This is a genomic window from Mycolicibacterium komossense (assembly GCF_025822605.1).
Classification (GTDB): Bacteria; Actinomycetota; Actinomycetes; order Mycobacteriales; family Mycobacteriaceae; genus Mycobacterium; species Mycobacterium komossense.
In genome coordinates, this window is the sequence record NZ_JACKTY010000012.1 from 66,552 (window position 1) to 90,788 (window position 24,237).

21 protein-coding genes and 1 pseudogene are annotated in these 24,237 nt (G+C 66.3%); 13 read left to right on the forward strand and 9 right to left on the reverse strand.

Annotated features, from left to right (window positions below; translation table 11 throughout):
• Positions 1 to 53: 53 nt before the first annotated feature.
• On the reverse strand, positions 54 to 968 hold the full coding sequence (locus tag H7J73_RS02290; protein ID WP_264065615.1) for a LysR family transcriptional regulator: 915 nt from the start codon (positions 966 to 968) through the stop codon (positions 54 to 56).
• Positions 969 to 1,149: 181 nt separating this feature from the next.
• Between H7J73_RS02290 and H7J73_RS02295 the strand changes: the two genes are divergently transcribed.
• The 9 genes and pseudogenes from H7J73_RS02295 to H7J73_RS02335 form a co-directional block, all read left to right on the forward strand.
• Entirely contained in the window at positions 1,150 to 2,013 is an 864-nt protein-coding gene (locus H7J73_RS02295) for a hydroxypyruvate isomerase family protein (RefSeq protein ID WP_264065616.1), read from the forward strand.
• Positions 2,010 to 2,921: a 2-hydroxy-3-oxopropionate reductase gene (locus tag H7J73_RS02300; RefSeq protein WP_264065617.1), complete on the forward strand. Its 912-nt coding sequence runs from the start codon at positions 2,010 to 2,012 to the stop codon at positions 2,919 to 2,921. Before H7J73_RS02295 ends, H7J73_RS02300 begins: the two co-directional genes overlap by 4 nt.
• Complete coding sequence (gene tkt / locus H7J73_RS02305) at positions 2,914 to 4,962, forward strand: transketolase (RefSeq protein WP_264065619.1); 2,049 nt, start codon at positions 2,914 to 2,916, stop codon at positions 4,960 to 4,962. The genes H7J73_RS02300 and tkt overlap by 8 nt, the downstream gene beginning before the upstream one ends.
• Before the next feature lie 335 nt (positions 4,963 to 5,297).
• Complete coding sequence (locus tag H7J73_RS02310; RefSeq protein WP_264065620.1) at positions 5,298 to 5,927, forward strand: TetR/AcrR family transcriptional regulator; 630 nt, start codon at positions 5,298 to 5,300, stop codon at positions 5,925 to 5,927.
• 100 nt (positions 5,928 to 6,027) lie between these two features.
• Positions 6,028 to 7,080: a PhoH family protein gene (locus tag H7J73_RS02315; RefSeq protein WP_264065621.1), complete on the forward strand. Its 1,053-nt coding sequence runs from the start codon at positions 6,028 to 6,030 to the stop codon at positions 7,078 to 7,080.
• A 7-nt stretch (positions 7,081 to 7,087) separates the two neighbouring features.
• On the forward strand, positions 7,088 to 7,624 hold the full coding sequence (gene ybeY, locus H7J73_RS02320) for an rRNA maturation RNase YbeY (RefSeq protein WP_264065622.1): 537 nt from the start codon (positions 7,088 to 7,090) through the stop codon (positions 7,622 to 7,624).
• Positions 7,621 to 8,949: a hemolysin family protein gene (locus H7J73_RS02325; RefSeq protein WP_264065623.1), complete on the forward strand. Its 1,329-nt coding sequence runs from the start codon at positions 7,621 to 7,623 to the stop codon at positions 8,947 to 8,949. The genes ybeY and H7J73_RS02325 overlap by 4 nt, the downstream gene beginning before the upstream one ends.
• 80 nt (positions 8,950 to 9,029) lie before the next feature.
• On the forward strand, positions 9,030 to 9,941 hold the full coding sequence (gene era, locus H7J73_RS02330) for a GTPase Era (RefSeq protein WP_264065624.1): 912 nt from the start codon (positions 9,030 to 9,032) through the stop codon (positions 9,939 to 9,941).
• 308 nt (positions 9,942 to 10,249) lie between these two features.
• A pseudogene (locus H7J73_RS02335) lies at positions 10,250 to 11,661 on the forward strand (HNH endonuclease signature motif containing protein); the annotation flags it as partial.
• 69 nt (positions 11,662 to 11,730) lie between these two features.
• Here H7J73_RS02335 and H7J73_RS02340 read toward each other — a convergent pair.
• On the reverse strand, positions 11,731 to 12,258 hold the full coding sequence (locus H7J73_RS02340) for a CAP domain-containing protein (protein WP_264065989.1): 528 nt from the start codon (positions 12,256 to 12,258) through the stop codon (positions 11,731 to 11,733).
• Between the two features lie 121 nt (positions 12,259 to 12,379).
• Positions 12,380 to 13,822: an amidase gene (locus H7J73_RS02345; protein ID WP_264065626.1), complete on the reverse strand. Its 1,443-nt coding sequence runs from the start codon at positions 13,820 to 13,822 to the stop codon at positions 12,380 to 12,382.
• A 61-nt stretch (positions 13,823 to 13,883) separates the two neighbouring features.
• Here H7J73_RS02345 and recO point away from each other — a divergent pair, with 61 nt between their 5' ends.
• Genes recO through H7J73_RS02360 form a run of 3 tightly spaced genes read left to right on the forward strand, consistent with a single transcriptional unit; the run spans position 13,884 to position 16,010 of the window.
• Entirely contained in the window at positions 13,884 to 14,726 is an 843-nt protein-coding gene (recO, locus tag H7J73_RS02350) for a DNA repair protein RecO (RefSeq protein WP_264065628.1), read from the forward strand.
• Positions 14,674 to 15,555: a decaprenyl diphosphate synthase gene (locus tag H7J73_RS02355; protein ID WP_264065630.1), complete on the forward strand. Its 882-nt coding sequence runs from the start codon at positions 14,674 to 14,676 to the stop codon at positions 15,553 to 15,555. The genes recO and H7J73_RS02355 overlap by 53 nt, the downstream gene beginning before the upstream one ends.
• Positions 15,555 to 16,010: a hypothetical protein gene (locus H7J73_RS02360; RefSeq protein ID WP_264065631.1), complete on the forward strand. Its 456-nt coding sequence runs from the start codon at positions 15,555 to 15,557 to the stop codon at positions 16,008 to 16,010. The genes H7J73_RS02355 and H7J73_RS02360 overlap by 1 nt, the downstream gene beginning before the upstream one ends.
• A gap of 61 nt (positions 16,011 to 16,071) precedes the next feature.
• Here the strand turns inward: H7J73_RS02360 and H7J73_RS02365 are convergent, their stop codons facing one another.
• Positions 16,072 to 16,473, reverse strand: a complete 402-nt coding sequence (locus H7J73_RS02365; RefSeq protein ID WP_264065632.1) for a Fur family transcriptional regulator — start codon at positions 16,471 to 16,473, stop codon at positions 16,072 to 16,074.
• On the reverse strand, positions 16,470 to 16,841 hold the full coding sequence (locus tag H7J73_RS02370; RefSeq protein ID WP_435405408.1) for an ArsR/SmtB family transcription factor: 372 nt from the start codon (positions 16,839 to 16,841) through the stop codon (positions 16,470 to 16,472). The genes H7J73_RS02365 and H7J73_RS02370 overlap by 4 nt, the downstream gene beginning before the upstream one ends.
• 138 nt (positions 16,842 to 16,979) lie before the next feature.
• Here H7J73_RS02370 and H7J73_RS02375 point away from each other — a divergent pair, with 138 nt between their 5' ends.
• Positions 16,980 to 18,344, forward strand: coding sequence for a glycine--tRNA ligase (locus tag H7J73_RS02375; RefSeq protein WP_264065633.1), 1,365 nt, complete (start codon positions 16,980 to 16,982; stop codon positions 18,342 to 18,344).
• 23 nt (positions 18,345 to 18,367) lie between these two features.
• Here the strand turns inward: H7J73_RS02375 and H7J73_RS02380 are convergent, their stop codons facing one another.
• Genes H7J73_RS02380 through H7J73_RS02395 form a run of 4 tightly spaced genes read right to left on the reverse strand, consistent with a single transcriptional unit; the run spans position 18,368 to position 24,190 of the window.
• A complete protein-coding gene (locus tag H7J73_RS02380; RefSeq protein ID WP_264065634.1) occupies positions 18,368 to 20,050 on the reverse strand; it encodes a serine hydrolase domain-containing protein in 1,683 nt (560 codons plus the stop codon).
• Positions 20,043 to 21,335, reverse strand: coding sequence for a diaminopimelate decarboxylase (gene lysA, locus H7J73_RS02385; RefSeq protein ID WP_264065635.1), 1,293 nt, complete (start codon positions 21,333 to 21,335; stop codon positions 20,043 to 20,045). Before lysA ends, H7J73_RS02380 begins: the two co-directional genes overlap by 8 nt.
• Entirely contained in the window at positions 21,332 to 22,807 is a 1,476-nt protein-coding gene (locus H7J73_RS02390) for a xylulokinase (RefSeq protein ID WP_264065636.1), read from the reverse strand. The genes lysA and H7J73_RS02390 overlap by 4 nt, the downstream gene beginning before the upstream one ends.
• Positions 22,808 to 22,840: 33 nt before the next feature.
• Positions 22,841 to 24,190, reverse strand: coding sequence for an aspartate aminotransferase family protein (locus H7J73_RS02395; RefSeq protein ID WP_264065637.1), 1,350 nt, complete (start codon positions 24,188 to 24,190; stop codon positions 22,841 to 22,843).
• Between the last annotated feature and the right edge of the window lie 47 nt (positions 24,191 to 24,237).

Here is a 24,237-nt window from a genome sequence, read left to right on the forward strand (position 1 = left end):
GCAATCAAGGCGATTCGGTGCTCTCCGGACACCCTGACCGTGAAGCGGGCATCTCAGTCGGGGTCGGCGAGCTGGTCGGCGACGGCTTTGAACCCGGTGGCGATGGTCACCAGGTCGGCGACCTTGGCGGTGTGTTCGGGCCACCAGGCCAGCGCCACCACGCACGGGGGGATGTCGCGGATGCGGCGGAAAGCCACCCCGGGCCGCGAGTAGAACCGCTGCGCCCCAGCGGAGGTGACGCTGATCCCGACCCCGCGGGCTACCAGATGCAGTTCGCCGTCGCGGGTGCTGGCTTCGTCGACGACGGGTGCCGGTGTGGTGCGGTAATCGGACAACAGCCAGTAATCACGCCAGGGGCCCGGTGCTTTCGGCGCGGCAATGATGGGCTCTTTGAGAAGATCGGCGACGCTCACGCTGTCCTGGGCGGCCAGCGGGTGGCCTTCGGGGAGGCAGGCCACCCGGTCCTCGGTGAGCAGCTCCAGCGTCGTCAAACCGGCCAGACCGGTTGGTGGCCGAATGATCGCGGCGTGCACCGACGAGTCCCGGAGCCCCGCCGTCGGGTCGGTGAAGTCATATTCCACCGACCGCAACGGGCGCTGCGGATACTCGGCTGCGAACGCCCGCAGCAGCCATGGAATCACTTCCAGTCCAGCGCCGATCGTGTATCCGAGAGTCAGTACCGATCCGTCGCGGTCGGCGGTCCGCTGCGCGGCTTTGATCGCGGAATCGAGATCGTCGAGCACCCGGGCCGCCAGGCTGGAGAGCACCACGCCTGCATCGGTCAGCTCGACCGAGCGGGTGGTGCGGACGAACAACTGGAATTTGAGTTGGCGCTCGAGGTCTTTGATGGTTTCACTGAGCCAGGGGTTGGACACCAACAGCTGCTCGGCGGCGCGGGAGAAGCTCCGGTGCTCGGCCACGGTCAGGAATGCCCGCAGTTGGCGCAGGGTGATGTTGGGCTGCGTCATGACGCGAGACGGTACTCGTTGTATGCCGCCACTGTTCGGTGACTGCGAACAATGCCCGGGTTGACCCGTCATTGTTCGCGAGGCACTCCGACCCTACTGTCAGGAGAGTGTGCCGGACTCGGCAACTCCCAGCCGGGCGCAGTTCTTCTGCCGCAGTGGCAAGTTAGGAATTGAGGACATCGTGGTTTCCGCATTGTGGCGTCAGTCGCAGGCCAACATCTCCCTGTTGTTCGGTGAGGTTCCGTTCGAACGGCGGCCCGCTGCCGCCGCCGCGGCCGGTTTCACCGCCATCGAGTGCTGGTGGCCGTTCGTCAGCGCCCATCCGGCGACGGCCGACGTCGACGCCTTCGTCGCCTCGGTCACCGACGCCGGTGTGCAACTACGCGGCCTGAATTTCTTCGCCGGCGACATGGCGGCCGGAGAACGAGGTGTCGCATCACACCCCGCGCGGCGGCAAGAATTCGATGACAGTGTCGCCATCGCCGTCGAGATCGGCGCACGACTCGGTGTCACCGGTTTCAATGCGCTCTACGGCAATCGGCTCGACGCGGTGAGCGACACCGAGCAAGCCGAGGCCGCGGTGGCCGCGCTGGCCGCTGCCACCGAGCACGCGGACTCCATCGGGGCCGCGGTGCTGGTGGAGCCGATCAGCGGGGTCGCCGCCTATCCGCTGAAGCTGGCTGCCGATGGGCTGAGGGTCCTTGGTGGTGTCCGTGGGCGAATCACCAAGGGACGCATCGCCTTACTCGCCGACCTGTACCACTTGACCGTCAACGGCGACGACCTCGAACTGCTGGTCGCCGAGCACGCCGACGATATCGGGCACGTGCAGGTGGCCGATGCGCCCGGCCGACACGAACCCGGTACCGGAGTGGCGCCCATCATCGATCTGGTCGAATCGCTGGAACGTGCCGGCTACACCGGTCGTATCGGGCTGGAGTACGTGCCGGCGGCGGACACCGGCGCCGGGCTGAGCTGGCTGACCCAGCTGGATCCGACCTTCGGTCGCAGCGCCGCGTCGGTGCCGGGGCAGGTGACGCGATGAGCGCCCCGACGGTGGGCTTCATCGGGTTGGGCATCATGGGCGCCCCCATGGCGGCCAACCTGTGCGCGGCGGGTTTGAACGTCAACGGCTACAGCCGAACCCGCGCCAGGTCTGAAGCCCTGACGTCGCGCGGTCTGCGCGTGGCCGACGATATCGCCGGTGCGGTCCGCGATGCCGACGTCATCATCACGATGCTGCCCGACTCTCCGGACGTCGAACAGGTGTCCTTCGGGGACGGGGGAGTGATCGCGCATGCCCGCCCCGGCGCGCTGTTCATCGACATGAGCAGTATCCGACCTGACACCGCCCGCGTGATCGGTGCGCAGGCGCAGAGTCGCGGTCTGCGATTCCTCGATGCCCCGGTCAGTGGGGGCGAGCAGGCGGCGATAGACGGCACCCTGTCGATCATGGTCGGCGGTGCGGCCACAGCACTCGCCGCAGCCGAGCCGGTGCTCAAGCATCTGGGCCGGACGATCGTGCACGTCGGCCCGCTGGGATCGGGTCAAACCGTCAAAGCCGCCAACCAACTGATCGTAGCGGGCAATATCGAACTGCTCGCTGAGGCGCTGGTGTTCTTGGCGGCTCACCACGTTGACACCGACGCCGCGATCTCGGTACTTCAGGCCGGCCTGGCCGGCAGCACAGTGATGGACCGAAAGGCCCGCACGATGGTGGCCCACGAGTTCTCTCCTGGATTCCGGATCGCGCTGCACGACAAGGATCTTGGTATCTTCACCAGTGCGGCCCGTGCGGTCCGCACCGCCACCCCACTCGGTGCGGTGGTGGCGCAACTGATGTCTGCCGCACACGCCCAAGGCGACGGTGACCTCGACCATTCCGCGCTGCTGCGACTGGTGGAGCGGCTCTCCGGCAGCACCACCCCCGAGACCGGGAGCGCACATGACTGATCTGCAGATCAGTAGTGAGGTGGATGTCGACACCGTCGCCATCAACACCATCAGGACACTGGTCATCGACGCGATCGCTCAGGCCAAGTCGGGTCACCCCGGCGCCGCCATGGCATTGGCGCCGGTTGGCTACACGTTGTGGAACCACACCTTGTCCTACGACGTGCACGACCCGCGGTGGATCAATCGCGACCGGTTCGTGCTTTCCGCGGGGCACGCGTCGATGTTGTTGTACGCCTTGCTACATCTGGCCGGCGTCCGGTCTGCGGACTCCGACCGGTTCGCGATAGAGCTGGACGACATCCGCCGTTTCCGCCAACTCGGCAGCCCATGCGCCGGGCACCCCGAATACGGTGCGGCCGACGGTGTGGAATGCACCACCGGTCCGTTGGGCACCGGAGTGGCGACCAGCGTGGGAATGGCCATGGCCGCCAAATGGCAGGGCGCGCAGTTCAACCGGCCCGGCTTCGAGATCTTCGATTACCGGGTGTACGCGCTGGCTGGTGACGGTGACCTGATGGAAGGCATTGGTCAGGAGGCCGCGTCGCTTGCGGGGCATCTCAAGCTCGATAACCTCTGTTGGGTCTACGACAGCAACGCGGTCACCATCGAAGGTGACACCTCCCTGGCGTTCACCGAGGACGTGGCGACCCGATTCCGTGCCTACGGATGGACGGTCACCTACGTGGCGGATGCCAACGATATCAGCGCTCTCCGTAGGGCTTTCACGCAGTTCGTCGGTCACACCGGTTCGCCGATGCTCATCATCGTCAGCAGTATCATCGGCTTCGGCGCGCCCACCAAACAGGGCACCGCCGCTGCGCACAGTGAACCCCTCGGCGAGGATGAGGCGCGAGCTGCAAAGCAGTTCTATCGCTGGCCGGACGCGGACTTCCTGGTGCCCGACGTGGCCTACGAGCAGTTCGCGCTCGGTGTCGCCGCGCGCGGGCAGAGCCGCCGAGCCAAGTGGGATGCTGCCCTGGCACATTATCGAATCACCCACCAAGAGCTGGCTTCTGCGCTGGACGCCATGCTGGACGGGGTACCACCCTCCGGTTGGGACAGCGATCTGCCTGAGTTCACCCCTGCCGATGGCCCACTGGCCGGACGGGTGGCCAACCATGACGTTCTCAACGCCGTCGCTGCAGCCGTTCCGTGGCTGATCGGGGGCGCCTCGGACCTGGCTCCGTCGACCAAGACCGCGCTGGACGGCGCAGCCGGACACTTTGGCCCAGCCGACTATGCGGGGCGGAACCTGCACTTCGGGGTGCGAGAGGCGGCTGCGGCGGCGGCGTGCAACGGATTGGCGCTGTGCGGGTTACGCCCATTTCAGGCGGGGTTCCTGGTGTTCTCCGACTTCCAGCGCGGACCGCTTCGCCTCAGCGCCCTGATGGGCCAGCCGGTGATCCACATCTACACCCACGACTCCATCGGGATGGGGGAGGACGGCCCCACCCACCAGCCGATCGAACAACTCGCCTCGCTGCGGGCGATCCCGCACCTGATCGACCTTCGGCCTGCTGATGCCAACGAGATCCGAGAGGCCTGGCGGGTGATCATGGTCGTCGCCGACCGGCCGGTCGCTTTGGTGCTGTCCAAGCAGGACCTGCCGGTGTTGGATCGCGGTGAGGTCGCGAGTGCGGCGGGCCTGGCCCGGGGCGGCTACGTCCTGGTGGATCCGGCCGACGGTGTGTGCCCGCAAGTGCTGATCATCGCCACCGGAAGCGAAGTGGCGTTGGCGCTGGAGGCTCGGAACATATTGGCCGACAAGGATATCGCCGTCCGCGTCGTCAGCATGCCGTCGTGGGCGCTGTTCGACGACCAGGACCAGGCGTACCGCGATTCTGTCCTCCCGCCAGAGCTCACGGCCAGGGTCGCGGTGGAGGCCGCCGCCGGGTTCGGCTGGGAACGTCACGTCGGACCGCAGGGGCGCATCATCGCGATGGGCGGTTTCGGCGCTTCCGGCCCGGCTCCAGATCTTCGCGACCACTTCGGCTTCACTGCAGACAATGTCGCCGAGGTGGCGCGCGAGTTGATCTGACGTCAGGTCGCGAAAACCTTTGCGGCCGATACAGGCGACGTGACCGCGAAGAGGCGGCCATCAGCAGCACGTCGTGATCGGTCCATCCGACACCCGGACTGTTGCGCGCCCCATCGACAGGCGAGAGCCTGCTGGCCTACCTGATGAAGCGAATATCATTGTGGTACAGCAATTCACGCGACACGAAGGTGCTCCTGTGGGAACGCGGTCTGGTCGCCGTCGTAGTGCCGGGCCGGATCATCGAAAGCTCTCGATACGTTCGGTGTACGCGTCCAGTACGCGTACGATGTACGTGTCAAGTGCTTGGTTGGTGACCGAACGGGGAGTGGGAAGAGATGCGGGCGAGGTTCACCCTCGACGAAGTCCAGGCCGCGGCCCTGGAGATCGTCGACCGTGACGGCTTGAGCGCGCTGAGCATGCGCACCCTGGGCGCGGCACTCGGCACCGGGCCGATGACGCTCTACAACTACGTCAAGAATCGCGACGAGCTCGAGGAGCTGGTGGCCGAGGCGGTCGTCGCCGATATGCAGTTGCCCGGCCGCTGTGACGATTGGGCCGATGAAGTGCGAGCCGTCGCCGGTGCAATGTGGGACGGAGTGCGGCGCCATCCCAACGCCGTGCCGCTGGTCCTGACCCGCCGAACGGTGTCGGCCTCGAGTTACACCGCGGCCGCACGCCTGGTCCAGGCGCTGGGTACCGCAGGGCTGACGGACGAAACCCTGCTAGCGGCCTTTCGTGCTGTCCTCGCCCTGGTCATGGGCAGTGTGCAGGTGGAACTGGCCGGTCCGTCGGCGCCTGAGGGCGAGACGGCGGCCGCCGCAGCGCAGATCGGCGCGCTGGCCGCCGAGGAGTTCCGTCAGCTGGCGGCCTTGGCAGTGATCAGTCAGCGATCGACGCCCAAAGGCGATTTCACCCGCGCGCTGGACATGCTGCTGGCGGGGGTGTCACCGCGGCTCGGTACATAACCACTGGGCCAGCGGTCGCCCCGGCGGTAGACTGCGATATCCGAGCAAACGGCGTGGGACATCCCCGCGCGGCCCCGAGAAAGCAGGCAAGCAAACCCACGTGACACCCCGCGAAACTACCGCTGCTCCCGTCGGTAACTCCGTCCGCAGCAGCATTGATGTTCCGCCTGATCTCGTCATGGGCCTGCTGGGTTCCGCCGACGAGAATCTGCGCGCCCTCGAACGCACTCTGGCCGCCGACCTGCATGTTCGCGGTAATGCCGTCACATTGTCCGGGGAACCGGCCGATGTGGCGCTCGCCGAGCGGGTGATCACCGAACTGCTCGCCATCGTGGCCGGCGGGCAACCGTTGACACCGGAAGGTGTGCGCCACAGCGTCGCGATGCTGGTCGGTGCCGGCAACGAGTCTCCCGCCGAGGTGCTCACGCTCGACATCCTGTCGCGGCGCGGCAAGACCATCCGGCCCAAGACGCTGAACCAGAAGCACTATGTCGACGCCATCGACGCCAATACCATCGTGTTCGGCATCGGTCCGGCTGGTACCGGAAAGACCTATCTGGCGATGGCCAAGGCCGTCAACGCGCTGCAGCGCAAGCAGGTCACCCGCATCATCTTGACCCGTCCCGCCGTGGAAGCCGGTGAGCGCCTCGGCTTCCTGCCCGGCACGCTCAGCGAGAAGATCGACCCCTACCTGCGGCCGCTCTATGACGCCCTGCACGACATGATGGATCCCGAGTTGATCCCGAAACTGATGTCCGCCGGCGTCATCGAGGTGGCACCGCTGGCCTATATGCGGGGTAGGTCTCTCAACGACGCATTCATCATTCTCGACGAGGCGCAGAACACCACCCCCGAGCAGATGAAGATGTTCCTGACCCGGCTCGGGTTCGGCTCGAAGATGGTGGTCACCGGCGACATCACCCAGATGGACCTGCCCGGTGGCGCCAAGTCTGGCCTGCGGGCTGCCGTCGACATTCTCGACGAGATCGACGATATTGCCGTCGCGGAACTGACCAGCGCCGACGTCGTGCGCCATCGACTGGTCTCGGAGATCGTCGACGCCTACGCACGTGCCGAGGACCCGAGCTCGATGAACCGCGCGCAACGACGGGCCTCATCGCATAACGGCGGGTCCACCCGCCAGCGACGGTGACGCCGGTATGAGTATCGAGGTCTCCAACGAGTCAGGCCTGGACGTCTCCGAAGCGGAGTTGATCAGTGTCGCCCGGTTCGTCATCGCGGCGATGAAGGTCAATCCCGGCGCCGAACTGTCCATGGTGCTACTCGACACCGCGGCCATGGCCGATCTGCACATGCGCTGGATGGATCTGCCCGGTCCGACCGATGTCATGAGTTTCCCGATGGACGAGCTGGAACCGGGCGGCCGCCCGGATGCGGCCGAACCGGGCCCGTCGATGCTGGGTGACATCGTCCTGTGCCCGCAGTTCGCCGCGGATCAGGCCGCCGCAGCCGGGCATCCGCTCGAGCACGAACTGGCCCTGCTGACCGTCCACGGTGTGCTGCACCTGCTCGGCTATGACCATGCCGAGCCGGACGAAGAAAAAGAGATGTTTGCGCTGCAAGGTCAGCTGCTCGAGGACTGGTATGCCGATCAGGCGAAACTTTTCCACAAGGAGCGGCAGACCGAGAAGGATCGGCGACTGCTCGACAAGTCAAGGTACTTCGACGAATCGTGAGTGGATTGGCGCCGCTGCTCGGCGCGATTGCATTGGTGGTACTCGGAGGTCTTTTCGCGGCGATCGATGCCGCCATCAGCACCGTGTCCTTGGCGCGCATCGAAGAACTCGTTCGCGACGAGCGGCCGGGTGCCGTCGGTCTGAGCAAGGTGATGGCCGAACGGCCCCGCTACATCAACCTGGTGGTGCTGCTTCGGATCGCGTGCGAGGTAACCGCGACGGTCTTACTGGTCGCGTTCCTCTACGAGGACATCGGGCTGGAATGGGGACTGGTCGTGTCCGCCGCGATCATGACGGTGGTCAGCTTCGTGGCGATCGGGGTGGGCCCGCGGACCGTGGGCCGGCAGAACGCCTACTCGATCGCCTTGGCGACCGCGCTTCCGTTGCAGGCAATTTCGGTGCTGCTGACACCGATCAGCCGGCTACTGATCTTGGTCGGCAATGCGCTCACCCCCGGTCGTGGTTTCCGCAACGGACCGTTCGCGTCCGAGATCGAACTGCGTGAAGTCGTCGACCTGGCCCAACAGCGTGGCGTGGTGGCCGACGACGAGCGGCGGATGATCCAGTCGGTGTTCGAACTCGGTGACACCCCGGCTCGTGAGGTGATGGCGCCACGGACCGAGATGGTCTGGATCGAATCGGACAAGACTGCCGGCCAGGCCACCTCGTTGGCCGTGCGCAGCGGGCACTCCCGGATACCGGTGATCGGTGAGAACGTCGACGACGTGGTCGGTGTCGTCTACCTGAAAGATCTTGTCCAGCAGACGTACTACTCCACCAACGGCGGTCAGGACACGCTGGTGTCCGAGCTGATGCGGCCCGCGGTGTTCGTGCCGGACTCCAAGCCGCTGGACGACCTGCTGCGTGAGATGCAGCGCGACCGCAACCATATGGCGCTCTTGGTCGACGAGTACGGCGCCATCGCGGGCCTGATCACCATCGAGGATGTGCTGGAGGAGATCGTCGGGGAGATCGCCGACGAGTACGACCAGGACGAGGTCGCGCCCATCGAAGATCTGGGGGATTCGACGTACCGGGTCTCCGCCAGGTTGCCGATCGAGGACGTCGGAGAGCTGTACGACGTCGAATTCGATGACGACCTCGACGTCGACACCGTGGGCGGGCTGCTCGCCCTGGAGTTGGGCCGGGTGCCGTTGCCGGGTGCGGAGGTCGAGTCCCACGGACTACGGCTGCGCGCCGAGGGGGGCCATGACCACCGTGGACGCGTGCGCGTCGGTACGGTCCTGATCAGCCCGACCGAACCGACCGTGGAAGATGAAGCGGGCGAAGCCGATAACAACAGAGAGTCCGACCGCGATGAATGAAACCGCGAATGTGAGACCTGGGCGAAAATCCGGCCGATTCTTCACCCACGTTTCACAACCGGCGGCAGGACGGCGACAAAGTGCCTGAGAAGGACGAATTCCATTCCGGCTTCGTGTGTTTCGTCGGCCGACCGAATACCGGTAAGTCGACGCTGACCAACGCCCTTGTCGGCGAAAAGGTCGCCATCACCTCGAACCGTCCGCAGACCACTCGGCATACCATCCGCGGCATCGTGCACCGCGAGGACTTCCAGATCATCCTCGTTGACACCCCTGGCCTACACCGTCCCCGCACGCTGTTGGGTAAAAGGCTCAATGACCTGGTTAAAGACACCTACTCCGACGTCGACATCATCTGCCTGTGCATCCCCGCCGACGAGACCATCGGACCCGGTGACCGCTGGATCTACGAGCAGGTCTGCACCGTCGCGCCGAGGACGACCCTGATCGTCATCGTCACGAAGATCGACAAGGTGTCGCGCGATCGGGTGGCCATGCAGTTGATGAAGGTCAACGAGGAGTTCGGCGAGCGCGCCGCCGAGATCATCCCCGTCTCGGCCACCGCGGGCGAGCAACTCGAAGAGCTGACGCTGCTGCTGGCCGCGAAGCTGCCGCCGGGCCCGGCGTTCTATCCAGACGGTGAGTTGACCGACGAGCCGGAAGAGACGTTGATGGCCGAGTTGATCCGCGAGGCCGCGCTGGAGGGGGTGCACGACGAGCTGCCGCACTCGCTGGCGGTTGTCATCGACGAAGTCGAGCCTCATGAAGGCCGGGACGACATGATCGACGTGCACGCCATCCTCTACGTCGAGCGCGACAGCCAGAAGGGCATTGTCATCGGTAAGGGCGGTGCCCGCTTGCGTGAGGTCGGCACCGCCGCGCGCACCCAGATCGAAAAGCGGCTCGGCACAAAGGTTTACCTGGATTTGCGCGTCAAGGTGGCGAAGAACTGGCAGCGCGACCCGAAGCAGTTGGGCAAGCTGGGGTTCTGATCCCGAACGCGTCCGCCCAAACGTGAGTTCGGGCGGGAAAGTGCGAGTGGTTTCCGGCGTAGCGTCGATGGCGCTGGGCCTGAAATCTCTTGTATCACTTCAGTTTCAGGTGCATTTTGGTCGGCGGGTCGCACCCGTGTGCGGGTATGAGTTCGGCTCTGGCTTCCGATCGTGGCACCGTGCTTGTTGCGGTGTTGGGTCTGGAGGCTGCGGTCGACGCACTCGTGGGGGTGTCGTTTGACGGGTTGACCAACCCCGAAGGCGTGCGGGTGTTGGCGCGGCTGGAGACCGTCGCGCGGCGCCAGCCCATGGTCGTGCACCGCTTGATCGGGACAATGGTGCGCGACGGGTCGGCGAAAGAGCTGGGTGCGAAGAATTTCAGCGATGTGTTGACCACCGCACTACGCATCAGCCCCAAAGACGCCAAGCGGCGGCTCAGGGACGCCGAAGAACTCGGCGAACGCACATCGTTGACTGGTGAGCCGTTGGCGCCGCGGATGCCGCACGTCGCGGCCGGCCAAGCTGCCGGGGTTATCGGTGGCGAGCATAGTGCGATCATTCGGGGATTCTTCACGGATCTGCCGATGCCGCACGTCGCGGCCGGCCAAGCTGCCGGGGTTATCGGTGGCGAGCATAGTGCGATCATTCGGGGATTCTTCACGGATCTGCCGGTGTGGGTGGATGCGCCGATCCGGGAGAAGGCCGAAGCCGAGTTGGCTGAGGTGGCGGGTGAGTTCGGGCCCGAGGAGCTCCGCAAGGCAGCAGCCCTGATTGCTGCCCGGGTCAATCCCGATGGGATGTCCACTATCTCTGGGCAGATCACTCCGGAGTTGCGGGCCACGGTGGAGGCGGTGTTCTCGAAGTGGGCGGCACCGGGGATGTGTAATCCCGCCGACAACGCCCTGTGTCAAAGGCCGACCCAGCCAGGAGCAGGTTCAGACTGATCGCCGCACCCCGGCGCAGCGCCAGCATGATGCACTGACGGCGATGGGCCGCGAGACGTTGTCCTCAGGTGAGTTGGGTAGCCATCACGGGCTGCCGGTCACCATCGTGGTGTCTACCACCCTCACAGAACTCGAGTCCGGGGCTGGGCTGGCGGTCACCTCGGGTGGGACGCGGATGCCGATGATCGACGTGGTCCGGTTGGTCTCGCACGCGTTTCATTACTTGGTGATCTTCGACCAGATGGGGCGGGTGTTGGATCTGGGTCGCAGCAAGCGGATCGCCTCGGCCGATCAGCGGATCGTCTCGCACGCGTTTCATTACTTGGTGATCTTCGACCAGATGGGGCGGGTGTTGGATCTGGGTCGCAGCAAGCGGATCGCCTCGGCCGATCAGCGGATCGTCCTGCACGCCAAGGATCGGGGCTGCACGTTCCCTGGCTGCACCGTCCTGGGGTTTTTGACTGAGGTGCATCACGCCGAATGCGACTGGGCCCAGCACGGCCACACCAACATCAACGACCTCACCTTCGCGTGCGGCCCCCACAATCGGCTGGTCGGACCCGGTGGGTGGCGGACCCGAATGCGACTGGGCCCAGCACGGCCACACCAACATCAACGACCTCACCTTCGCGTGCGGCCCCCACAATCGGCTGGTCGGACCCGGTGGGTGGCGGACCCGTAAACGCAAAGGCGGCCGCACCGAATGGATCCCACCACCACAGCTCGACACCGGGCAGGGGCGGGTCAACCTGACCCATCACCCCGAAGAACTCCTCACACCCCCGGCGCGGGCGACGAACCGAAATAACCTGCGGGACGGACGGTTTCGTTGCGGCGAAGTGGCGCTACGGCGTCCAGCCCGGAACCTGACCGAACTGCCGGACCGGCGGCGACGTCACAGGCTGGGCCGAATCGCCCTTACCGTAGACCGCGACGACGACGCTGCGGTCGAAGCTGTTCACCGACCACACGCCGATGTCGACATTCGAGCAGTCCGACATGGTCGCGAAGTAGTCCGGCCGGTAGTACCAGTTGTTCATGATCTCCACACCGCTGATCGCCAGCGCCGGGTTGATCGCCGTCGTCTCAGCGACCGCGCCCGCGTAACCCGCGTTGCGGGCCCGGTCGGCGACGGTGGTTCCGTCGGAGCCGATATCACCGTCCAGTGCATGGTTGTTCACCACGTCATTGGCCTGCCACTCCGCTGCCAGTCGCAACTTGGGGTTGACCTTGATGTTGGTGCTGCAGCCGGCCTGGCCCTGGATGGTGTAGACGTTCTCCACGACGCTGTTGTTGAGGCGCCGGTTATCGGCGTGCGCAGTGGGCATCCCCACCACGACACCCACCGTGCTCAGCACGGCGAGCGTGGACATCACCAATCCACGGCGGCGGGCAGTCGGTCCCTCAGTCATTGGCATTTCGTCCCTGTGTGGGTGGTGTCCGATCGCTGGATGACATTACGCGAGCGGCGGTGCTGCCGGGACGCGAAAGGACCTAATCATGGTGCTCCGTGGTGAGCGGGGTGTTCCACCAGATCTCGGGCTGCTTGGTGCTCCACCCGCTGACCGCTTCCAACTCGGCCGCCAGCGACACCAGCAGTGGCTCGCTGTTGGCCGGCCCCATCAGCTGCACACCGATGGGAAGACCGTCGGAAGTGAATCCGGCCGGCATGTTGATCGACGGCCAGCCCAGGATGTTCCAGGGCCAGGTCACCGGGCAGGCGGCGATCATTGCCCGGTCGGTGCCGGTACTGCCCAGGCTGTCGAACGCCCGCGCCAGCGGTGGTGGCTGGGCGGTGGTCGGGGCCAGGATGACGTCGACGGCGTCGAAGATCGCCCCGACCCGACGATGCGACTGCGCCTCGTGCGCGCGGGCTCTGCGCAGCACCTGCTCCGAGAGCAGCCGGCCCATCCGCATGTTCGCCAACGTGCGACGGTCCAGCGTGACCCCGTCACCCACCCGATCGGCCCAGTCCAGCAGCCCCGATGTCGACCGGGCCAGGAAATTCCACGACAGGCGCAGCCCGTAGTCGGGGTTGCCGGCCATGATCGTGTGCCCGAGATCCTCGAGTTGGGTGCCGACTACGGACAGCGCGGCCCGGATCTCCGGGTGCAGCTTGGCGCGGAAACCCGTGAACGGAAACCGGGTGGACATCGCGATCCGTAGCGCTCCCGGTCCGATCCCGACCTGCTCGGACAACGAGACCTGCGGCGGTTGATGCAGATCACCTGCCACGTTGCCCGATGTGGCGTCGAGCACCAGGGCCGCGTCGGCGACCGTGCGGGCCAGTACGCCGTACACCGTGATTCCGTTGAAGGCCTCCGGCAGCGGCCAGGTGGAGATCCGGCCGCGCTGCGGTTTGATCCCGACGAGGTTGGTCCAGGCCGCCGGGATCCGCACGCTGCCCGCGCCGTCGGACCCGATCGCCGCGGCCACCAATCCGGCGGCGACGGCCGCGGCGCTGCCACCCGATGAGCCGCCGGGGGTGTGCTTGCGTTCCCACGGGTTGCGGGTGTGCCCGAAGCCCGGCCCGCTGGTGAAGGGCCACTGACCGAACTCGCAGGTGTTGGTCTTACCGACGATGACCGCGCCAGCGGCGCGCAGCCTGCGCACCACCTCGGCGTCCGCCGTCGCCGGCAGGACGCGCCCGACGGTGCCGAAATACGTTGGCAGCCCGACGATATCGACATCGTCCTTGACAGCGATCGGGATGCCCAGCAGTGGGGCGGTATCGCCGTCGGCCCGGCGCCGGTCGGCTTCGGCCGCCTCGGCCAGGGCCGATCCGGTCAGCACCACCCGGAAGGCGTTGAGCGTGGACTGGCTCGCGGTGATCGCATGCAGGCAGTTGCGGACCAGCTCAGCAGACGTCGTCATCCCGCTGGCCAGCTGATACAGCTGGTCGCCCAAGGTCGGGAAACGCTGCGATGAAACCCGCATCTCGTGGAGACTATCGGCGCGCGATACCCAATTTGTCGCATTGCAATGGGAAACTTGTTCGATGCGGCTGTATCGGGACCGAGCGGTTGTGCTGCGCCAGCACAAGCTCGGCGAGGCCGACCGGATCGTCACCCTGCTGACCCGCGACCACGGTCTGGTCCGCGCGGTGGCCAAAGGGGTGCGCCGCACCCGCAGCAAGTTCGGCGCCAAGCTGGAACCGTTCTCCCACGTCGACGTGCAGCTGCACCCCGGGCGCAATCTCGACATCGTCACCCAGGTCGTCAGCCTGGATGCGTTCACCACCGACATCGTCAGCGATTACGGCCGGTACACCAGCGCGTGCGCGGTGCTGGAGATCGCCGAACGCCTCGCCGGCGAGGAACGCGCACCGGCCCCCGACCTGCACCGGCTGACCGTCAGTGCGTTGCGGGCGGTGGCCGATGACACCCGTCCCCGTGAGTTGCTGCTGGACGCCTACCAGCTGCGTGCCATGGGCATCGCCGGGTGGGCGCCCGCGCTGATCGAATGCGCCAGGTGCGCGGCCCCCGGTCCTCACCGGGCTTTCCACGTGGCCGCCGGAGGCAGCGTATGCATCCACTGCCGCCCGGCCGGTTCGACGACGCCGCCGCAGGGCGTGCTGGATCTGATGGCGGCCCTGCACGACGGTGACTGGGAGACCGCGCAGGCGTCGACATCGGCGCACCGCAGCCAGGCCAGCGGTCTGGTGGCCGCGCATCTGCAGTGGCATCTGGAACGTCAGCTCCGGACTCTGCCTCTGGTGGAGCGCATGCATCGGGTTGATCGCACGGTCGCCGATCACCGGGCGCTGCTATTGCGGCAGGATGTACCGCATGGCCTTGAAGAAGGAGAAGGACACCTGCCCCCAGCTGCCGCCGGCGGCTGACGACTATCCGACATTCCCGGACAAGTCGACGTGGCCGGTGATTTTCCCTGATCTGCCGCCGAAGACCAACGGCAAGTTCTCCAGGCCGCCACAGCACACGTCGAAGGAGTCGGCTCCGCTGATTCCCGCCGACCAGGTACCCAACCACGTCGCCGTCGTGATGGATGGCAACGGCCGGTGGGCCACGCAGCGGGACCTCGGCCGCACCGAGGGGCACAAGATGGGCGAGGCGGTACTGATCGACATCACCTGCGGCGCCATCGAAATCGGGATCAAACACCTCACCGTGTACGCGTTCTCCACCGAGAACTGGAAGCGCAGCGCCGAGGAAGTGCGGTTCTTGATGGGATTCAACCGCGAGGTGGTGCGCCGCCGGCGGGAGAACCTCAACGCGATGGGCGTCCGGATGCGGTGGGTCGGCTCGCGGCCGCGGATGTGGCGAAGTGTCATCAAGGAATTCGACATCGCCGAGCAGATGACTGTCGACAACGACGTCATCACCATCAACTACTGCGTGAACTACGGCGGTCGCACCGAGATCGTCGAGGCCGCGCAGGAGCTGGCAGCACTCGCTGCTCAGGGGAAGGTCAACCCCAGCCGGATCTCCGAGGCGGCCTTCGCCAAGCATCTGCATCGCGAGGACATTCCGGACGTCGACCTGTTCATCAGGACCTCGGGGGAGCAGCGGGCCAGTAACTTCCTGCTGTGGCAGGCGGCGTATGCGGAGTTCGTGTTCCAGGACAAGCTGTGGCCGGACTACGACCGTCGCGATCTGTGGGCAGCGTGCGAGGAGTACGTCTCCCGGAACCGAAGGTTCGGCAGAGCCTGATGCCTACTCTCTTGGAGCGGTTGACCTCGGCGCTGGGGGAGGCCCTGACGGTCGTCGAGGAGCCCGACGGCGGGTTGACCGTCAGCCAGGACGGGATTGTTGCGTCGCTGCGGGTGGTCACCATCGCCGAAGGCCTGGAAATGGTGTCGCTTAGTCAGCCGTTGGCGTGGGATCTGCCGTTGACGGCCAAGACCCGCGAACGCGTCACCCAGCATGCCAGCAGCACCCTGCTCGGCACGGTGGCGTTGGTGGAGAAGGCGCCCAGTGGGCCCGAGACGCCGGCCAACGGCTCCTCGGGCAAAGCTGCCGCCCGCAGTTCGTCGAGCCGCAGGGTGGCCGATGTGATGCTGCGTTACAACTTTCCCGGCGCCGGGCTGACCGACGACGCGCTACGCACGTTGATCCTGATGGTGCTGGCCTCGGGCGCCGATGTGCGCCGCGATCTGCTGTCCTGAACCGGAGCCGATTGTCTCGCTCCTCAACCGCCTCGTCCCCCGGCGGCATCGGTCGGCTCGACTAGCTCCGGCAGTCGGCGCAGGTGCCGAAGATCTCGATGGTATGGCTGACATCTGAAAAGCCTTGCGCGGCAGCTACGTCCGCTGCCCAGGCTTCGACCTCGGGCCCGGCCACCTCGACGGTGGCGCCGCAGCCGCGGCAGACCAGGTGATGGTGGTGATGCGACGAGCAGCGCCGGTACACCGATTCGCCGGTGTCGGTGCGCAACGTATCGAGCAGGTTGGCCGCCGACATCGACTGCAGCGTGCGGTAAACCGTTGTCAGGCCGATGTTGTCGCCGCGACGGCGCAGTTCGTCATGTAGTTCCTGCGCGGAGCGGAACTCCCCGATGCTGTCCATCAGGCTGGTGATCGCCGAGCGTTGGCGGGTGGCGCGGGTGGTCCGCGTGTTGGTGTCGGTCACTGCTCTTCCCCGTCGGCTCCGCCGTGCGATTCCCCGGCGTGGGCGACCGCGTCGAGCACGATGCTGGCGAGGTGGTGGTCGACCAGGCGGTAGAGCACCTCGCGGCCGGAGCGTTCGCCGTCGACCACGCCCGCCGACTTGAGGATGCGCAGGTGCTGGCTGACCAGTGGCTGCGGTACCTCCAGGGCGTCGACCAGCTCATGCACGCAGCGCTGCGACTCCTGCAGCTGGAGGACGATCGCGATTCGGACCGGTGCGGCCAGCGCGCGCAGGATGTCGCCGGCGCTTTCCAGGATCTCGCGTGGCGGTGAGGCGGCGAGGTGGCCGTGTCGATGCTCGTCTTCGGTCGCGATGGGCACGTGTTCCACTCCAGGCACAATCTATTGGAAATCGTTTTCAGTTGCGGACTCCACTTTTACATGCGCGATGACGCATGTCAAAGCCTGTTTGGCCGCCCGCTAGGCTTATCTGGTTGCATCCCCACCCATCACAGGAGTTCATACACCGTGGCGTCCGTCATCGACACCATCGCCAACCTGGCCAAGCGGCGCGGTTTGGTCTATCAGTCCGGCGAGATCTACGGCGGTACGAAGTCGGCCTGGGACTACGGTCCGCTGGGCGTCGAGCTCAAGGAGAACATCAAGCGGCAGTGGTGGCGCTCGATGGTCACCGGCCGCGACGACGTCGTCGGCCTGGACAGCGCGATCATCCTGCCGCGTCAGGTGTGGGTGGCCTCCGGTCACGTCGAGGTCTTCAACGACCCGCTGGTCGAGTGCCTGAACTGTCACAAGCGGCATCGGCAGGACCATATGCAAGAGGCGTACGCGCTCAAGAAGGGTCTCGACGATCCGGACGCCGTTCCGATGACCGAGATCGTCTGCCCGGACTGCGGCACCAAGGGCCAGTGGACCGAGCCGCGTGACTTCAACATGATGCTCAAGACCTACCTCGGCCCGATCGAGTCCGAGGAGGGCCTGCACTATCTGCGCCCGGAGACCGCGCAGGGCATCTTCGTGAACTTCGCGAACGTGGTGACGACATCGCGCAAGAAGCCACCGTTCGGTATCGGCCAGATCGGCAAGAGCTTCCGCAACGAGATCACCCCCGGCAACTTCATCTTCCGCACCCGCGAGTTCGAGCAGATGGAGATGGAGTTCTTCGTCGAGCCCCAGTACTGGATCGACACCCGGCTGGCCTGGTACACCGACCTCGGCATCGATCCCGGCAACCTTCGGCTCTACGACCACCCGAAAGAGAAGCTGTCGCACTATTCCGACGGCACCGTCGATATCGAGTACAAGTTCGGTTTCGCCGGCAACCCGTGGGGTGAGCTGGAAGGCATCGCCAACCGGACTAACTTCGACTTGTCCACTCACTCAAAGCATTCCGGTGTCGACCTGTCGTTCTTCGATCAGGCCACCGAAACCCGCTACGTGCCCTACGTGATCGAACCGGCGGCGGGCCTGACTCGTTCGCTGATGGCATTCCTGGTCGACGCGTACCACGAGGACGAGGCGCCCAATGCCAAAGGCGGAGTGGACAAGCGGACCGTGCTGAAGCTCGATCCGCGGCTCTCGCCGGTCAAGGCCGCGGTGCTTCCGCTGTCCCGGCATGCCGACCTCTCGCCGAAGGCTCGCGACCTGGCCGCAGAACTGCGCACGTCGTGGAACATCGAGTTCGACGACGCCGGTGCGATCGGGCGGCGCTACCGCCGTCAGGACGAGATCGGCACGCCGTTCTGCGTGACGTTGGACTTCGATTCCCTTGAGGATCATGCCGTCACCATCCGCGAGCGGGACACGATGGCGCAGGAGCGGGTGGCGATCGACGCGGTGTCGGACTACCTGGCGGTGCGACTGAAGGGCTGCTGAGTACTCCCGCGCGGAAAGCGCGTTCAGTCGGTGAACGCGCGGGAGTAGCGACAGCCGTCGCGGTCCGCCCACGGTGCCACTGTGCCGATGGGCGTGCCGAAGGTGATGCGTTCGGGTAGCCGCGGGTCGGCACCGATTCGAAAGGTGGCCCCTCCCAGCGGCACCAACTCGGCCTCGTCAGCAGGAGCCTCCACGCCGCCGGGGGCGATGAGGATGAGTCTGCCCCCGCGCAGCACCACCCGGAAGTTGGTGAACCATGGTGTGTAGGCGCGGTAGTGCCCGCAGAAGGGCTCCAGTCCGCTCACCGGGGGCGTGGGAGTAGGTGCTGTCGGGCTCGCATCGGCACGGGTGAAGGTCCGCGGCCCCCAGTGCCAGGCGCCGTCGTCGAACGTCAAGGCAAACCTACGTAGTGGCCGGGTCGGAGTCACCGCACCGCGGTACCAGGTCCGCAGCAGTGGTGCGCGCTCACCATCGCACCGAACCGACAAGGCGATCAGATCGCCAACCCGCCGTTCGGCGCGCACCTCGATCTCCGACGGCTCATCCGACAATGCCGATTCCGTTGTGGCATCGATGAACTCGCCCGTGCAGTTCAGGCTCTCGATGCGCTCAGCGTCCCACCAGCGGGGATCGAGGCCATCGACGTTCACGGTGCCGGGGGCGCTCAACTCCGCGGCAACGCTACGCGCTATCGCCTCGGCGACGGGTGTGTCGCCGTTGGCATTGGTGACGACGCAGACCGCGGTCCCGTCGTCGAGATCCGCCAGGAGGAACGAGGCGTAGCCGACCATGCCGCCGCCGTGTGAGAGCACGGTTCGTCCGCCCGTGCGTTCGACGTTGATACCCAGACCGTAACGGCTGCTCTCGGTGGCCGGCACGCCGGAAAGGGCGAGTACGTCCTCTCCGTCGGGGGCGATCGTCTTCACCATGGTGTCGAAGTCGGCAGCGGGCAGGATCGTCGTGCCATCGAGGGCGCCCCGGCCGAGCAGCATGCGGGCGAAGCGACCCAAGTCCGATACCGTGGCCGCGACGTTGCCGTCGGCGCCGGCGACTTCCAGCCACGGCGCCTGTACCACCGGATCCCCTGGGGTCCAGGGCTGATCATCTCGCAGCGGCTGGTATCCCCTTGCCAGCGACCAGTAATCGTCGTGGGTTACGCAGGCGCTGGTGGATGTCATCTCCAGCGGCGCAAGGATATTCGTCTGGACCAGGTCGACCAGTGGCCGCCGGGCCACGTGCCGGGCGACCAGGCCCAGCAGGACGAAGCCGAGGTTGGAGTAGTGGAAGAACGTCCCTGGCGCGGCTGGCGAGACATCGCCCGTGAACGTGGTCGCCTGGCCGATTTCGTCGGGCACCGCATCGACACTCGCGACCAGTCCGGCCGTATGATTCAGCAGTCTGCCGACGGTGATTCCGTCCGCGCGCAGCGGCGTCGGGAGCCAGTCGAGTACGGCGCCGACGGGTTCGTCGAGCCGCAGCAGGCCGGCGCCGACGAGCTGCAGAACGGCGATCGACGTGAAGATCTTGCTGATCGAGCCGATCTCGAAACGATGCTGCGGCGCAACGGGAATGCTCGCACCGACGTCGGCGTGGCCGAACCGGTGGCAGAACGTCTCACCGTTGCGGTCGACGGCCACCACGGCACCTCCGGGCACCGCCCAGTGCTCGGCGATGGCTGCGACGACTGCCCGTGCCGAGTCACTCACCCGTTGTCCGGTTCGTCAGCAACTGTTCCCGTCGCAGCAGATCGTCGAACGTCTCGCGGCGGACAGCCAGTCGCGACGTCCCGTCCCTGCAGAACACGACGGGCGGCTTCAGCGCGGTGTTGTAGTTGTTGGACATGGTGTAGCAGTAGGCCCCGGTCACCGGAACCGTGACGAGGTCACCCACCCGAGGGCTCACGACCTCCGCGCCGTGGGCGATCTCGTCTCCTGACTCGCAGTGGCGGCCGACGAGGTCGACGGTCTCGGTAGGACCGCTTCGATCGATCACGGCCGGCGAGAAGGCCTGCCCGTAGAGCGACACCTCGAGGTTGTCGCCCATACCGCCGTCGACTGCCGCATGGGTGCGAACGCCACGCTTGACCGTGACGACGCGATAGGCGGTGATTCCGTTGCGCGCCACCATCGATCGGCCCGGCTCAACCAGCAGCTCGACGTCCTCACCGAGGTGGCGGTGAACCGCGGAGGTGATGCGCTGCGCGTACTCGTCGATGGAGGGCGCCACGTCCTCGCTCGTGTAGCGCACACCGAGCCCGCCGCCGAGGTCGTAGACGTCGAAGCGCTCGAACTCCGCGAGCGCCTGCACAGCAGCGTCGAACTGATCGAGGTCGAGCAATTGGGATCCGACGTGGGCGTGCAACCCGCGTAGCTTGAGCAACGGCTCGCGCCGGATGTGCCGGATCACGTCCTGCACCTGGTCCGATGGGATGCCGAATTTGGACGAGTCGTGTCCGGTCATCATGGCGGCGTGGGTCTTGGCCTCCAGCGATGGACTCACCCGCAGCAATACCGGAACTGGTTCGTCGGCCAGCCGGCCGATGCGCTCGATGTCGTCGAGGTTGTCGATCACGACGTAGCGGACGCGGGCGTCGATGGCGGCACGGATGTCGTCGTCGGATTTGGCGTTTCCATGGAAGACGACCCGCCCGGGATCGGCCCCGCCGGCGAGCGCGAGTCCGAGTTCTCCGGCGGCGGCGGTATCGGTGCCGCAGCCTTCTGATGCCACGGCCCCGATCACCGAGGCGGACGGAAAGCTCTTCGCCGCGAACAGAACCAGCGAGCGGGGGTGGCGGCGGGCGAACGCCTCGACGTAGGTTCGCGCAGTGCGCCGTAGCGCACCCTCGTCGATCAGATAGGCCGGCGTGCCGTACTGCTCGGCCAGATCGGACACCGCGCAGCCACCGATCAGCAGTCGCTCCTGCGCGTCCAGTGTCGTCCCGGCCGGGTAGAGGGACAGATCGATCTCGGCAGGTGTACGAAATGTGGTCATGCCAAACCCTTCTCGCGGATACGCCGTGCGCGTAGTGATTGACATGCGTCGTCATGCCGGGCAAAGCGCTCGGACCACTGATCGGCGCGGGAATGGTCGGGCGTGACGACCTCGAGCGCATGGTCCGGTTCGGAAGCCGATTCCCGCCAGCCCAGTGCCGCACGTCCGGCGAACAACGCCGCGCCCACCGCGGAGTGGTCTCGCTCGTCCCGATCAAAGGACACGTCTCGTCCCGTCGCGTCGGCGAGATCCCGCCGAAACGTCTCAGATGCGGCGCCCGAGCCGCTCATCAGGATCGGGCCACGTCCGCCGGAGGACTCCGCCAACACGTCGAGGCAGCGCCGCGACTCGAGGACTATCCCTGCCATCAAGCCACGGGCCAGTTCTGCGCTCGTGGTGCGCAGCGTCAGCCCCTCGATGGCGCCCACGAGCTCCGGATCCCACAGCGCGCCCTGCTCGCCTGGTGAAAGATAGGGGAGTACCAACGGTGCGCTCTCCAGCGGAGCCGTCGCGGCGAGATCGGCCAGGGCGGCGGCCCCGTCGCCGACTCCGAGTAGTGCCGCCAACCACTCCATTGCCGAACCCGTCGCCAAGAGGTCCATCTCCAGCCCGTAGCCCTCGTCGGCCATCGGAGTCACCAGATAGCGTCCGTCGGCGTCGATGCGTGGCGACGACGACCAGCCGAGAATCACGTTGCTCGTCCCGGCGATATAGGCCACGTCCCCATGCCCCCGGACGCCCAGACCGTACGCCCCGAGCACCGAATCGGCCGCACCGATGACGACCGGAATCCCGTCCCGGCAACCCCAGCGCCGGGCGATCGGGGCCGCCAGCGGCCGGCTCTCACCCGATCCGACGACATCGGGCACGGTTGCTGCCGATGCCGCCGAAAGCACTGCCGCATCCCATGTTCCGGTATGTAGGTCGTAGGCGCCATAGCCGGATGCGGTGCTCGGGTCGGTCAGTAGATCGCCGGTGAACACCTGGAAGAGATAGTCCTTGGCTCCGGCGACGATCGTGCCCGGTGCCAAACCGAGACTCACCCGCCGAGCGTGCATGGCCAACAGGTAGCGGCCATCGAAGCGTTGCCCGGTTCGCTCGTAGAGCAGGTCTGCGCCGATGGCCTCGGCAATGCGTTGACCGGCGGCCTCCGCACGGCTGTCCACCCAGGTGATGGCGGGACCGATCGCGGCACCAGCGTCGTCGAGACTCACCAGCGTCGGCAGCATGCCCGAGAGCCCAATGGTCTGCCACGACGCGGTGTCGGTCTCGGCGGCGATGCGACCGATCGCGGCGTCGCACGCGGTAAGCCAGTCCGCCGGGTCCTGTTCGGCTGCACCAGCTTCCGGTTGCGCTGTCGGGTACTCGGCCCGCGCTCTCGCCACGCACCGTCCACCTTGGTCGACGGCGACCGCTTTGATGCTGCTGGTGCCCAGGTCGATACCGATTGCCAGCTGGTGCCGCGACATCATCGGCGCGATCCCCACCCGCCGGCCGGCGGCACGCTACAACTCACGCGCCACCACGGTAAGTGCGTCCTCGGCTGCGGTGAGCGTCTCGTCGATATCGGCGTCGGTGTGCACCAATGAGACGAAGAGATTCTCGAACTGCAACGGGTGGAACAGGACGCCACGCACCACCATCTCCTGATACCACCGCGTGAACACGTCTTCGTGGGCATGTGCCGCGGCGTCGCGCCAGTTCTTGATCGGTCGGTCGGTGAACCACAATTGGAAGACCGTACCGATACCCTCCACATAGGCGTCGATACCCTTTTCGTCGGCGATGGCTTTGAGGCCGCGGCCAAGCCGGTCGCCGAGCGCGCGCTGCCGCTCGTAGAGTCCAGGTGTCGCAAGTACGTCCATGGTGGCCGACACTGCGGCGCACTGCACGACGTTTGCGTTGTAGGTTCCCGAGTGCGAGTAGGTGCCGTCGGCGATGAGTCGCATAGCCTCCCTTGTCCCCGCGACCGCTGCCACCGGGAATCCGCCACCGATTCCCTTGGCATACGTGGTCAGATCGGCATGGACGCCGAACCATTCCTGGGCTCCGCCGCGGGCGAACCGAAATCCGGTGATGACCTCGTCGAAGATGAGCATCGCACCGTACTTCGTGGTCTGCTCGCGCAAGAGTTCCAGATAGCCGGGTTCGGGCAGGATGCAGCCGGTGTTGAAGACGGCAGGTTCGGTGAGCACCGCGGCCACCTCATCGCCGCGTTCCTCCATGAGTCGGACGAAACTCTCCGGGTCGTTCCAGGTGAGCACGATGAGCGTGTCGGCCAACTCCGCCGGGACGCCGCCACCCATCGCCACGGGCCGCGGGTGATCAGCCGGACCCGCGAGAGCCGGATCAACGTGGTTGGACCAGTACACGGTGTCCTGCCAGCCGTGGTAGTGGCCTTCGAAGCGAACGATCAACCGGCGTCCGGTGGTCGCACGAGCCAGGCGCACGGCCGTTCCGACGGCCTCCGACCCGGAGTTCGTGAAGCGAATCTGCTCGATCCCGGGTACGGCGGCGACCACCTTCTCGGCGGCCTCGATCTCGAGCTCGTAGGGCAGCCCGAAGCACGTGCCGTACTGGGCGATCGCATCGGTGACGGCCGCGGTGACCTCGGGGTGGCGGTGACCCAGGATCATCGGTCCGAGACCAAGCAGGTAGTCGATGTACTCGTTACCGTCGACATCGCGCAGTCGCGAGCCGCGGCCCTCGCTCATGAACAGTGGGTACGGTTTCCAACCGTTGCGCGGCAACCGCGCGGTGCTTCCGGCGCCACCGGGAACGGTGCGGCGCGCGCGCTCGTAGAGAGCCTTGGTGGTGGCCGTTCGCTCGGCGTATGCGGTGTCAAACGTCGTCATGGCGTGCACTTCCTCTTTCTGTGGCTCGACTGAGCGTACTTATTATA